Annotated in this window: 13 protein-coding genes; 9 read left to right on the forward strand and 4 right to left on the reverse strand. The window is 34.1% G+C overall.

Annotated features, from left to right (window positions below):
• Positions 1 to 40: 40 nt before the first annotated feature.
• Both AC4BC7_RS13390 and AC4BC7_RS13395 read left to right on the forward strand, forming a co-directional pair.
• A complete protein-coding gene (locus AC4BC7_RS13390) occupies positions 41 to 349 on the forward strand; it encodes an MGMT family protein (RefSeq protein WP_207942250.1) in 309 nt (102 codons plus the stop codon).
• Between the two features lie 283 nt (positions 350 to 632).
• Entirely contained in the window at positions 633 to 920 is a 288-nt protein-coding gene (locus AC4BC7_RS13395) for a hypothetical protein (protein WP_490503088.1), read from the forward strand.
• A 208-nt stretch (positions 921 to 1,128) separates the two neighbouring features.
• On the opposite strand, the gene AC4BC7_RS13400 is transcribed toward AC4BC7_RS13395, so the two are convergent.
• The gene (locus AC4BC7_RS13400; RefSeq protein WP_207942248.1) at positions 1,129 to 2,037 is read right to left on the reverse strand and encodes an ArsR/SmtB family transcription factor; all 909 of its coding nucleotides are present in this window, start codon (positions 2,035 to 2,037) and stop codon (positions 1,129 to 1,131) included.
• A 230-nt stretch (positions 2,038 to 2,267) separates the two neighbouring features.
• Between AC4BC7_RS13400 and AC4BC7_RS13405 the strand changes: the two genes are divergently transcribed.
• The 7 genes from AC4BC7_RS13405 (at position 2,268) to AC4BC7_RS13435 (ending at position 10,718) form a co-directional block, all read left to right on the forward strand.
• Positions 2,268 to 3,554 carry an extracellular solute-binding protein gene (locus tag AC4BC7_RS13405; protein WP_207942247.1) on the forward strand — a complete coding sequence of 429 codons (1,287 nt, stop codon included), beginning with the start codon at positions 2,268 to 2,270 and terminating at the stop codon, positions 3,552 to 3,554.
• Between the two features lie 67 nt (positions 3,555 to 3,621).
• The gene (locus tag AC4BC7_RS13410) at positions 3,622 to 4,524 is read left to right on the forward strand and encodes a carbohydrate ABC transporter permease (protein ID WP_207942246.1); all 903 of its coding nucleotides are present in this window, start codon (positions 3,622 to 3,624) and stop codon (positions 4,522 to 4,524) included.
• Positions 4,525 to 4,535: 11 nt separating this feature from the next.
• Positions 4,536 to 5,372, forward strand: coding sequence for a carbohydrate ABC transporter permease (locus AC4BC7_RS13415; RefSeq protein ID WP_207942245.1), 837 nt, complete (start codon positions 4,536 to 4,538; stop codon positions 5,370 to 5,372).
• Between the two features lie 6 nt (positions 5,373 to 5,378).
• The gene (locus AC4BC7_RS13420) at positions 5,379 to 5,753 is read left to right on the forward strand and encodes a hypothetical protein (RefSeq protein ID WP_207942244.1); all 375 of its coding nucleotides are present in this window, start codon (positions 5,379 to 5,381) and stop codon (positions 5,751 to 5,753) included.
• 23 nt (positions 5,754 to 5,776) lie between these two features.
• Positions 5,777 to 7,570 (forward strand): glycoside hydrolase family 2 protein, encoded by a 1,794-nt coding sequence (locus AC4BC7_RS13425; protein WP_207942243.1) that lies wholly within the window; start codon positions 5,777 to 5,779, stop codon positions 7,568 to 7,570.
• A 164-nt stretch (positions 7,571 to 7,734) separates the two neighbouring features.
• Entirely contained in the window at positions 7,735 to 9,570 is a 1,836-nt protein-coding gene (locus AC4BC7_RS13430; RefSeq protein WP_490503089.1) for a family 43 glycosylhydrolase, read from the forward strand.
• Positions 9,571 to 9,674: 104 nt separating this feature from the next.
• On the forward strand, positions 9,675 to 10,718 hold the full coding sequence (locus AC4BC7_RS13435; RefSeq protein ID WP_490503090.1) for an aldose epimerase family protein: 1,044 nt from the start codon (positions 9,675 to 9,677) through the stop codon (positions 10,716 to 10,718).
• A gap of 496 nt (positions 10,719 to 11,214) precedes the next feature.
• On the opposite strand, the gene AC4BC7_RS13440 is transcribed toward AC4BC7_RS13435, so the two are convergent.
• The 3 genes from AC4BC7_RS13440 to AC4BC7_RS13450 form a co-directional block, all read right to left on the reverse strand.
• The gene (locus tag AC4BC7_RS13440; RefSeq protein WP_490503091.1) at positions 11,215 to 11,748 is read right to left on the reverse strand and encodes a GNAT family N-acetyltransferase; all 534 of its coding nucleotides are present in this window, start codon (positions 11,746 to 11,748) and stop codon (positions 11,215 to 11,217) included.
• A 149-nt stretch (positions 11,749 to 11,897) separates the two neighbouring features.
• Complete coding sequence (locus AC4BC7_RS13445) at positions 11,898 to 12,833, reverse strand: IS3 family transposase (protein ID WP_490504418.1); 936 nt, start codon at positions 12,831 to 12,833, stop codon at positions 11,898 to 11,900.
• A complete protein-coding gene (locus AC4BC7_RS13450) occupies positions 12,743 to 13,318 on the reverse strand; it encodes a transposase (RefSeq protein ID WP_490503092.1) in 576 nt (191 codons plus the stop codon). The genes AC4BC7_RS13445 and AC4BC7_RS13450 overlap by 91 nt, the downstream gene beginning before the upstream one ends.
• Positions 13,319 to 13,467: the final 149 nt, after the last annotated feature.

Here is a 13,467-nt window from a genome sequence, read left to right on the forward strand (position 1 = left end):
TGTCAAACAGATTCTTAGTACACTAAAAGGGGGCATATCTATGAAGAGTGTCTTAAATGAAGACTTAATTTATGAAGTTCTTTCTGCTGTAGAAGAAATACCCAAGGGCTGTGTTGCTACATACGGGCAAATAGCTAGTTTGATTGGTAGAGACAAAAATGCCAGACTTGTCGGCAGAGTCCTTAGCATGGCTGAATATTATGGGAAATACCCTTGCCATCGGGTAGTGAATCATGCCGGCCGATTGGTTCCAGGATGGACTGAACAAGCCGAGTTACTACATAATGAAGGTGTTTTTTTGAAAGACACAGGGTATGTGGATTTGAAAAAATATCAATGGGAGTGTTGATTGGTAGATAGTTGAAGCAACGATTAAATTTGTTTTACGTCAAACACTTTATGAAATTCAACATAAAAATACTGTAATAGTTGAAAGTGTTGTGACTGATATTTTAGAGAACTATTTGTTTGAAGAGTTGATTACGGAAACAAAAGAAATTTTTAGAACTCGTAAAAGGGTTCTTTTTATTTTTGCCAACGTAAGAGAGAATGTATTGTTGGTATTTGTACGAGGAGCATTCAATTATAGATAGGAGAAAATGGAAAACTAAATGCCTGAAATATGGCGATAAATGGATTTTAAAAATGGTGCAAAAAAAGTTCAGTCAAATAAAGATTCAGAGGATACCATATATGAGAAGACAGAAGCGCTCATTCCTATACTTTCTGAACTATTGCCTCATAAATCCATCTCTGCTTTTTTTGGTGGAGAAGAACTAATAGTTGTTTTCCAATCTAGGTGTCCTTCATTGATGGAATTATATGCTAAAAAAGGAATGACAATTCCTATGATTGGTTTGAAAAGTAAAAAAATAGAGCCAATCAAACAAAACAACGTTGTAACATTCCTGAAGGGATGATTCTACATGTTGGTTTAGGCAGTCAGTATAAAGCGATTGAGGTAGAAAAATGGCTTAACTATCTCTACTAAAATGTATCCAAGATGCTGACTCAAATCCATAAATAAAAGCTCAACTTAACCGTGTATCCTTTTTATAGTTAGAAGGATACACGGTTAAGTGAAGAAATCAATTGTTTTGTGTTAGCAAATAAAGTTTGTTTGTCCGTTTAGCTTGAATAGTAGGTATTAATTAAAATATTTTGATCATGATTACCAAATCCTTGACCGAATAAAGTAAGACCACCCTTGTTTTTTGCATCTTCTTCAATTTCAAAACGTAATTTCATTAAAGGATGATCGTGTAATTTTAGACTGTCAATCGTAACGGTGGAGTATTTTTCTCCATCGATGCCTGTATCTAATTTATTAATACGAATATGTTTTAACAAGCCGTATTGACTAAAATGATCGTTCCACCATCTTGGCGTATAGCGTCCGCGCGTATCAGAAAAATTTCCTGGTACAGTATATGTAGCTACTTTGATATCATTGATGAAAATTGAAATGTCACTAGGCCAAATATTATTTGAAATCGGAAATTCTGAAGCGATTTCAAAACTGATTTCAAGCATCTCAGGTACTTCGTTATCGCGAAGCAAATTAGGAATTTTGTATTCTACAAAACCTTCACTAAACCACAATAAGGCAGCATCCACACGATTTGTATCTAAGAAATATTTTGGTTCATCTGATTTTCCAACAATCTCTTTTACAGTTGCTAATCCGCAAGTTGGCTTAACTGAAAAATCTGTAAAGTGACCAATTTTTAAATCAGTAGAATGCAATTGAAATTCTGAGTAGACTTTTTTGGGAAATTTAATATGAATATTATCGACTTTTAGATAAACTATTTTTTTATTTCTATGTTCATTTATGCCGCGTTCTGAACCTAAGAGTCCACAATCTTCCATTTGTTGTATATGACGAGTGGTAATTGCTTTACTAATTTTTAAATAATCTGCAATGTCCCCGATGCTTTTTTTTTGATTTCCGAGAAACCGAATAATTTTTAATCTTGTTTCACTAGCTAAGGCTTGGAAAACTAGTCTAGATTCTTTACTCAAATCAAGTTCCATGTCAAAACCTCCGTTAACTTTTTAGTTTATATAAAAGGCACAATTGGATTATAACGAAAAAAGGTTTAACTGTAAAGTTGTTTTTGCTTTTTAGCTACAAAACAATATTGACATCGCTTACACCGGGTGTTAATTTATATGTGGAATTAATAAATAAAAAACAAATTACTATTTAGTTAAAAATATATTATGTTGTCGTTAACTAAAAAGTAATAATAGGGGGACTGGAAATGCGTGTAAAAAAATTTGCAAGTATTGTTTTGATGGTAGGAGTATGTGTGAGTATACTTGCCGGATGTGGGAATTCATCAGATGATTCAAAATCATCAGGTTCATCAAAAGGCGGAAGTAATGAAATTGTTTTTTGGAATCCTTTTACTGGACCAGATGGATCAAATATCAAAGCGATGGTTGATGAGTATAATAAAACCAATCCAGAATTTAAAGTGAAAAATGTTTCTATGAAAGAAGGGGATATGTATACTAAAATCCCTACAGTTGTTAACTCTGGTAAAAATATACCAGACTTAAATATTATTCATGCTGAACGAATCAAGCAATACAAAGATAATGATATGCTACAAGCGTACGATGATGCTTTGACTGATTATCCAGAAATTAAAGCAGAAAACTATGTACCAGAGTCGTGGAATATTGGAGATCTTGATGGATCACGTTATTCAGTTCCACTTGATATTCATACATCAGGTACTTATTACAACAAGGAATTAGTTGAAAAGTATACTCCTAATGCTCTTGATGACAATATTATTACTTATGACGAAATTAAAGAAGCAGGAGAAAAAGCTCAAAAAGATGATGTTTCAGCTTTGGGTGTTACATGGATGAAACCAATTCTTCTTTCTTTATATAAACAACATGGTGGCGAATTAAGTTCAGATGGAATCGACCCAACACTTGATAATTCAGCGATGGAAGATTCTATTGCATTATGGAAAGAACTATATGATAGCGGAATCACTACAAAAGATGGAGAAGATCCTTATCAATTGTTTGTAGCTGGTAAAGTAATGTTTTATCCAGAAGGAATTTGGATGAGAAATGATGTAAATGAAGCGCAATTTGATTGGGGATTGACAAATGCACCACAAATTTCCGATGATTTAAGCAAAGCAGTCAACTGGTCTTCTTCACATCAATTTGTAATGTTCAAAAACGAAAATCGTTCAGACGAAAAAACCAAAGGAATTATGGATTTCTTAGAGTGGGTACGAACGAACTCACTAGAATGGGCAAAAGCAGGACAAAATCCAGCAACACTTGATTTGTTAAACAACGATGAATATTTAGAAATGCCACAATCGATGTTTATCAATGATCCAGCTATGCAAGAAACTTTAACAATCTTCGACTATAAATATAATGGTTATGTGTCTGAATATATGGATGCACATGCTTTAGATGTTATTTTTGGTAAAGCAGAAGTGAGTGATTTTGCTCCATCTATGCAAAAAGAAGTAGCAGATAAAGTTGCAAAAGATAATTCTAATAAATAAATCTACTCATGAGAGAGGAAGTTTTTTAGAGCTCCTCTCTCATATAAATGGGAAGGATTGAGAATACATGTCTCTATCACAAAAAAAGAAAAAAGGAAATCAAGCTCAAAGCAAAGTTTTTCCATGGCTGTTTATTGCGCCACACTTGGTTATTTTTTCAATATTTTTTTTGATTCCTGTTGTTTTTGGAATCTATATTTCGTTTACAGATTGGGATCTTGTTTCAAGTCCTAATTTTGTTGGATTGGCAAACTATCAAGAAATTTTTACTAATCAAGATTCTATTTTTTATACACAACTAAGAACTGGTTTAACAAATACATTTAAATTTGTTATTTTTGTTGTTCCATTTTGTATCATGGTCCCGTTATTAATTGCCGTAGCTTTGAATACAAAGCCTAAATTAGGGAAATTTTTTCAATCTCTTTTTTATATGCCAAGTTTATTTGCTATCTCTGCTGTAGTTATTATTTGGACATTGATGTTTAATGTTACTTACGGACCAGTCAATAAGTTGTTGGGTACCTCTATCCCATTAACAAGTACAATGCCTTATGCTTGGGTTACACTAGTTGTAGTAACCATTTGGTGGACAATCGGAGGAAATATGATTATTTATCAGGCTGCTTTAAATGGAATTCCTCAAGATTACTATGAAGCGGCAGATATTGATGGTGCTTCTTCGTTACAAAAATTCTTTAAAATTACTTTACCGTCTATAAAAGGACAAATTTTGTACACTCTGGTAGTGACAACAATTGCTCAATTTAATGTATATGGACAACCACTTATGCTAACAGGTGGCGGTCCAAGTGATGGTACTCGAGTTCTTTTAATGTACATCCAACAAAATGCATTTGGGTCTGGACAATCAATTGCAGGCATTGCTTCAGCAATGGCAATTGTTTTAGGAATTTGCATCATGATTGTATCAGCTATTCAATTTAAATTTTTGAGAACGAAAAATTAGGAGGGAAAACGATGAAAAAAAGACAAACATCAAAAATTGTTGCTTCTGTTTTCTTATTAGTAATGGCCGTAGTTTGGATCGTTCCCTTATTATATGGTATCTTTACATCCTTTAAGTCACAATCAGAGTTATTAAGAGAAGGTGCACGTTTATTACCTATTGATTGGGTATTAGCCAATTATCAAGAACTATTGATGGATAACACAAGTACACCTTTAGTTCGTTGGTTCTTCAATTCATTGTTTATTGCAACAATGAATACTTTATTAGTGTTATTTGTTGTTTCTTTATCTGCTTTTGCCTATAGTCGTTTGCAATTTAAAGGTAGAGATAAAATTTTTACTTTTTTATTGGCAACGATGATGTTTCCAGGTGTTGTAAACTTAATTCCGCTTTACAAAATTGTGGATATGCTTGGATGGGTTAATACGCCTTGGGCAATGATTGTTCCAGGGGCAGCTGGAGCAATGAATATCTTTTTAGTTAAACAATTTATGGACAATATTCCTAAAGATTATGATGAAGCAGCCCAAATAGATGGTGCTAGTGAACTAATAATTTTCCGGAAAATTATTTTACCTTTAATCAAACCAATTTTAACAGTTATCACTTTATTTACCTTTACTGGTTCATGGAATGATTTCTTATGGCCATCTATTATTTTTAACGATATCGAAAAAATGCCGATTACTTCCGGCTTACAATTATTACAAGGAATGTATCAATCGAAACCAACACTCTTGATGGCAGGTGCTTTGATTGCGATTATTCCAACATTTATTATTTATTTATTTGCACAAAAATATTTCTTAGAATCAATGTCATTATCAGGTGGCGTGAAAGGTTGATAAAGATTGAGTAGAAAACAAGAGCGTCTTTTAATTAAAATCATGGGAATTTGGCAAATTATTGATGGATTGATTACCATTATTTATTATGGAATTTTCCAAAGTGGAAGTGGTCTGCTTGGCTTGAAGCCAGCAGTATATCCTAGTGGGTATATGCTAATTATTACAGGATTTGGAAGTCTTTTGATGGCACTTGGAATCATTAATTTATTGTTAAGTAAACGTTATATTAAAGATAATCAAGTTCATTGGCAGGTTGGCTTTTTTCTACTCTTCGAATCAATTCTATCGTATATTATTTTAGATTTTGTAAGTGTTGCTATAGGAATGACAGCTACAATTATTTTATTAGCTAAAAATAAAAGTTTGAAAGTAAACTGAATAAGAGAGTAGGAGTTAAGCACATGGCAAGAAATGAATACCCAAGACCTCAATTTGAGCGTAAACAATGGATTAATTTAAATGGACAATGGAAATTTGCTTTTGATGATAAAAATGAAGGAATGACTGAAGGCTGGTTTGCAACTTCAGAACCGTATGACCAAACAATTGTAGTTCCTTATGTTTATCAAAGTAAAGAAAGTGGTATCGAAGACAGAACACCACATGATATTGTTTGGTATCAACGTGATTTTGAAGTTTCAGCAAAAGAAAATGAACGTATCTTACTTCATTTTGGGGCTGTGGATTATGAGTCAGATATCTATTTGAATGGTCAACACGTTTGTCACCATATTGGTGGACATACTTCTTTTGAAATGGACATTACACCATTTTTGAATCCTTCAGGACAACAACAGGTAAGTGTTCGAGCATTTGATTCCCATTGTGATGAAACAATTCCTCGTGGAAAACAATTTTGGGAAGATGAATCTGCAGGTATCTGGTATACAAATTCTACGGGTATTTGGCAGACAGTTTGGTGTGAGGTAGTGAATGAACAACATATCCAAAATGTTAAACTGACACCACATTTTGATGAAGGAAAGATCGAAATTGAAGCAGAAATTAGTCAATTTACTAATCAAAGTGCATTGGCTTATACTATTAATTTTAAAGATCAATTGATTGCAAGCGGACAAGTAAATTTGACTGCTAATAAAGTGATTTTTGAGGTTGAATTATATCAAGATCATATCTTTAGGCAAAACTACCATCATGAAGGATATTCATGGACACCAGAAACACCTAATTTGTTTGACCTTAAGTTAGAATTGAAAGAAGAAGAGCAAAGTAAGGATAGTGTAGCTTCTTATTTTGGTATGAGAAAAGTACATGCTATCGACGGAATGATCTTTTTAAATAATAAGCCGTACTATCAAAAACTAGTTTTGGATCAAGGATATTGGCCAACAGGATTATTAACAGCGCCTTCTGATGAAGACTTTATTAAAGATATTCAACTATCAAAAGAAATGGGCTTTAATGGCTGTCGTAAACATCAAAAGATGGAGGATCCACGTTTCTTATACTGGGCAGACAAACTTGGTTTCATTGTGTGGGGAGAGTGTGCAGCACCAGCTGTTTATACAAATAAAGCAGTTGAACGTTTGATGATTGAGTGGACAGATTCAATTAATCGTGACTACAATCACCCATCAATCATTACTTGGGTGCCAGTTAATGAAAGCTGGGGCGTTCCAAATATATCGTTTGATCGTCAACAACAACATTTCTCTCAAGCGATTTTCCATTACATTCATTCATTGGATACAACACGTTTAGTTATTTCTAATGATGGATGGGCAGCAACAGATACTGATATCGTCGCTATTCATAACTATGCTCATGGTCAAGAAAATGAGAAAGCAAAATATGAATACTTTAAAGAAAGTTTGCATAGTAAAGAAGCATTACTTCATAATCGATCAACTGCTTGGCCAATTTTTGCGGATGGTTTCTCTTATAAAGGACAACCAATCTTATTGACTGAGTTTGGAGGAATTGGTTTTGATGTTTCTGGACAACCAGGATGGGGCTATACTTCAGCGACGTCAAAAGAAGAGTTTCTATCTGAATATGGTCGAATTATGCATGCTGTGTACGCTTCTAAAGCGCTTTGGGGTTATTGTTATACTCAAATCACAGATGTGGAGCAAGAGATTAATGGCTTGTTGACTTATAATCGCCAACCTAAATGTGATTTAAGTAAAATTAAAGAAATTAACGATCAATTTCATGTTCGTACTGTAGAGTAAGAAAGTGGAGAAGTGTCTGTAGATTATTCTGAATAATGAATGTGGAAAAAAGTTAATCATTCAGGGTGATTAATAACTTAATAACAGAGAAATTATCTATACAGCTTGTCTTATCGTTATATAGTCAAAGATACATCCTATTTTGTATAGAAAGGATGGTGGATGTGAAGAAAATTATAATTTGGGGCGGTCTCTTATTAACTGCTGGAATTGCTCTTTTCGTAGTGACTACTCTAGTTTCGTCAGGAAAAAATACAAATATCACTAACTCTAAAAATTGGACATTTTATCAGAGTGAAGGGGATAATGACGGATTTGTAAAGGAAGGAGTGATAACGTTGAACGACATTGAGAATAAAGCAATCTTGAAAAAAGAAGAATATGATGATTTTCAATTTGATTTAGAAGTAAAAGTCAGCAAGTCAGAAAAACAAAAAGAAAATACTAATGCAGAAGCAGGAGTGTTGTTTCGTATCCAAAATCTTAAAGATAATGGCGATGGTTATGATGGCTACTACTTTGGAATTGATGTCGAAAAACAACAGGTTGTTCTAGGTAAATCAAATACTGAAGAAGATTCTTGGATTGAAATTGCTACAAAGAAAATGTATTTTGAATATGATAATGTCTATAAATTAACCATAAAAGTAGTAGGAAATCATATTCAAGGCTTTGTAAATGAAACAGAGGATAGTTATCCTCAGATAGATATCATCAATGAAGATTACTCTAATGGCCAAATCGGTGTTTATAATCACGTCAGTCAAGCAATTTTTGACAAAATGTCAATTGTTTCATATCAGGAATCAGAACATGAGGGAGCTACATACACTAATGCTCTCTTATCCGAAGTAGCAGATCCAGATATTTTATTTGTGGATGGAACGTATTATTTATATCCGACTACAGCCGGTAGAAATGTTGGTGGAATCAAAGTATTTACTTCCACAGATATGGTTAATTGGACAGACAAAGGCATGGCAATGAGTATGGGGAAAGATAACTGGGGAACAACTGGTTTCTGGGCACCGGATATGATTGAGCGTGATGGGAAATATTATATGTACTATACAGCAAATGAGCATCTTTGTGTAGCAGTTGCTGATTCACCATTGGGGCCTTTTAAACAAACCAAAATCAGTCCGATGCATGAAGATATCAATGAAATTGATGCACATGCATTTAAAGATGATGATGGACAATATTATTTGTACGTTGTTCGTTTTAATGAGGGAAATGTTATTTGGGGTGCTAAATTAAATGATGATATGATGTCAATTGATGAGAGTACACTTACAGAAATTTTAGTTCCTTCACAACCATGGGAATTAGATATGGCTAGTATTAATGAAGGTCCTTATATGTTAAAGAAAGATAGTATCTATTATTTAACTTACTCAGGTTCTCATTTTGAAAGCCCGATGTATGGAGCAGGGTATGCAACAAGCACTAACCCACTAGGACCATTTGAAAAATATGAACAAAATCCAATTATGCAATCTAATTCATTTGTTCCTGGAGCAGGACATCATGCAGTGGCAACGTCACCAGATGGCGAAGAAATGTTCATGATCTATCACCGACACGAATCAATTTGGAACACTGATCCCAGAGATTTTGCGATTGATCGTATGAGATTTACTGAAAATGAAAAGGGAGAGACAGTTCTAGAGGTTCATGGACCAACTGTTACGCCACAACCAGTACCATCAGGAGCAGTGGATGTTGATAACTTTATCGGTTTTGCGTCAGAAGATTTAGTTGACAAAACGGTTAAAAAAGATCAAAAATCAACTGAATGGTCTTTACCTGAAGAGATTGGGATAATTACGTCAAAAAGTGTACCAGAAGAAAACGTGAAAGTTGCTGTTTATTGGCAACTGCCAGAAGACGTATCATCAGGAAAGATGGTTATTAAAGGTGAAGTTAGCTTACCTGCAGGAATCGAAAATTTAGGCAAGCTATCTTTGACACCAGAAATGACTATTACTGTAGAATAAGTGGTAGGGTAGTAAAGTGTTGTAATTAAATAAAAAATAGGAGTACTTAACTAAGTACTCCTAGATTTTTTACTTTTAAATTGAAAGAAAAGAGGACAAAGCAAGTGAATCAGGAAAAATTTGGTGTAACAAAAACAGGAGAAGCTGTTTTTTTATATACGTTTGAAAATGAAAATGGATTAAAAATGACCGTTAGTAATATCGGGGCCGTCTTAACCAATCTATGGGTTCCAGATAAAGAAGGCACAGTGAGAGATGTCGTTTTAGGCTTTGATACTGTTGAAGGATATGAGGCAAACGATGATTTGTATTTAGGTTCAACGATTGGCCGCAATGCGAATCGAATTGCAAATGCTTGTTTTGAATTAGATGGAGTAATGTATCAATTGGCTAAAAATGATGGAGAAAACAATCTGCATAGTGGAAAAGCTGGGTATCAATTAAGAGTTTGGGATGTTAAAACAGTAGATGAAATCAATAATAAGATTACATTTAGCCTGATTAGTCCAGATGGCGATCAAGGCTATCCAGGGGAGTTGACTTTAGATGTGAGCTACCAATTAACAGAAAATTCAATAGTGATTACGTATCAAGGAAGTTCTTCTAAGGATACAATATTGAATCCAACCAATCATAGTTATTTTAATTTGAATGGACACAATAGCGGAACAATTATAAATCATCGTCTGCAGTTACAGGCGAGCCACTTTACACCAATGAAAGACAGCCAAGCAATTCCGACAGGTGAAATTCTTTCAGTTGAACAGACCCCAATGGACTTTAGAGTAGAAAAAACAATTGGAGAAGAGATTGATCAAGCATATAGTCAACTCGTTTATGCGAAAGGATACGATCATAATTTTGTGTTAGATAATCTTACGAAAGACTTTGCTCGCTTGACAGGAGATCAAAGTGGGATTGTGATGGAAGCAACGACAAATCTACCAGGAGTCCAATTTTACACAGGCAACTTTATGTCACATACTTTAGGCAAAGAAGCAGCGGTTTATCGTTTCCGAGAAGGCCTTTGTTTAGAAACGCAATATTTCCCTAATGCAGTCAATGAATCACAATTTAAAACACCTTTGTTGAAAAAAGAGGAAGTAGTAAATTATCAAACAAGATATACGTTTAAAATTGACAAATAAAAAGAAAAAGCAAGCGTGAAAAATCAGAATATAATCGCATTTGTCACAAATAGATTCTGAATAAATGAGCTACTCAGATATGAAATAGACTTTGAATAAATGAAATCAGAAGGGCTTTAGTAATGAAAATGCAGAAACTCAGATTGAATTATTGTAAATTTCAAAAAACACCATAGAACATCACGTTTTTTGGTTGTGTTACAAAGTTTCTCAGTCTCTCTTTTTACGCTATAATTGGCATCCAAACTAGCGCTAATGGGAGGACAAAATCATGAATAACCATTTCAAAGAGAAATAATATGACTATCGGTTCTGTTATTTTAAGGATAAGAACAACACCCTTATTAGGGGATTATCAGAACATCATTTTTAATCCATAATTAGTTTTTGAATGAAGATAAAACTTTAGATTCATTCAAAAATAACGAGGTCAAGAATCTACTGCATAGTACATGAATTACTAGTGCAAGTTGTTAGCCAATCTTTGTATTGGAGCTTAAATATTTTTATATATCGAATACTGGCATTTTTTACAGTTTAAATTATCTGAAAATTCTTTGTATACAATTCCCTCATATTCGAAACCACTTTTTTTTAATACTCGCCCAGACTGTGGATTCATTGGATCATGAAATCCTTCTATTTTTTTTACAACCGTATTCTCAAATAGATATGTAACAACTGCTGTAAGTGCTTCTGTCGTATACCCGTTAGACCACCACTGTTCACCAATTACATACCCAATTTCCATGATATTTTCTTCTTTATTGTAGTGTGTAACTGTGATAGATCCAATCAATGTCTTGCTAACAGAAAGTTCGATACCCCAGTCAAAAAAATTAGGATCAGAATATTTTAGCAATCTTTTGGAGATGCTTTTTTCGACTGAAGCAATATTTGAATGTGGTTCCCAAGTAAGGAAATGAGTTACTTTTTTATTTGAAGCCCAGTTATTATACATCTGAATAGCGTCATTCAATTCAAATTTCCTTAAAATCAATCTTTCTGTAATTATGGTATGTGTTCCCATACTTATACCTCCTATAAGCCTAAAATATTCCAATCAATTAAACAAAGAAAATAAAAAAATCCCCGCTAAGAATTTGTAGTGACCCCAAAAAGTTAGACTTTTATGGAGTGGAGAAATCCACTCCTTTTTTCATATTTATTGTTTGCTTGTTAGGCAGTGAGTTGTGTTGCCTTTCGAAATTGAACAGGGCTTTGCCAGTTCAACTTCTTTTTCATTCGTTCATTATTGTAATAGTAAATATACTGATCAATCGCTATTTTTAGTTCATCGAAGCTCTGATAAATCTCTCCATGAAAGATTTCTTGTTTCAAAATACTAAAGAAGTTTTCCATAGGCGAATTATCTAAACAATTTCCTTTTCGAGACATACTTTGAAAGATTTTATGTTGGTTCAGTTTATGACGGTAAGCCTTCATTTGGTAAGCCCAACCTTGATCTGAGTGGAAGGTTCTACGAACAGAGCAGTCGTTGGTAACCTGAATTGCTTCTTCTAATCCATCCATCACGGCTACCGCATTGGGTTTCTTTGAAACCCGATAAGACAGAATTTCACTGTTGTACAAATCCATAAATGGATCTAAATAAAGTTTTTTCTGACGAACGACACCAGCTATATCTATTTCAAAGTATTTGAATTCAGTTGTATCAGTGGTAATTTTTTGATGACAAACACTGGTATAGAAACGACGATGAATGCGATTTTTAGCGACTGTGCCGACTTTTCCTCGATAAGAATTATAGCGTCGAGATTTGCGGGTATAGGACGTCACTTCGATGCCCAACTTTTTAATCAGCCTTTGAATTTTCTTTTTATTAACAAGGAAGCCACGCTTCTTCAGTTCTTCTGTCATGCGTAGGCATCCGTAATCCTTATGGTCTTTTCGAATCTCCAACATTTCGTCCTCGATTTCTTGGTTAGGATTCATACGGTTAAACCGTTTTTGCCAATACATAAAAGTAGCTTTCGGAAATTTCAATGTGTCAAGAAGCTCCACTAATTTGAATGATCCTCGGAGGCTGTCGATGATTCGTGCGATTGATTCCTTCGTCTTTGTTGGGCTTCCTGTTTTCGCAGCTTCCTCAATTCTTTTAAAAAGGCATTCTCGATTTCGAGAGTCCGAATGCGTTTTTCGAGCACTTTCATTCGATCTTGTTCTTCAACTGTAGGATTAGTAACAGGTTTAGCCTTATTCTGATCTTTTTTAGGCAAGGTAGATAGCCGTCCCTTCGTATTTGAGAGTCCATCGATTCCTTGATCCCGAAATTTCCGCATCCAGTTGGCAATCAGCGCAGGATTGTTTATCCCAAATTGATTGGCAATTTCTCGATAGGACAACTCACTTGTTTGATATAACTTTATCGCATCTAGCTTTAATTGAACAGGATAAGAATTATTTTGCCTTTTTCGAAGCAGCCCTTCTTCACCAAATTCTTGGTAAGAATTGACCCAGGTTCGTAGTTGCTTTGTGTCCTTTAGCCCATATTTCTTCGTTAGAAATAAATAGCTACCTTCCTTGTCAAGATATTCTTGAACAACCTTCAACTTAAATTCAAAACGATATTTTGCCATAAAAACACCGACCTCCAAAAGTTAGATTTTTGGTCTAACTTTTGGGGGTCGGTACAATTTTCTTTGCGGGAATCTATTTTATTTTTGATTGATAGTTATCTTTTTACACTAACTGAAAAGCTGTTAAAGTAAGATATATCGTTCAATTT

The sequence above is a fragment of the Enterococcus sp. AMC1623 genome (genome assembly GCF_058216495.1).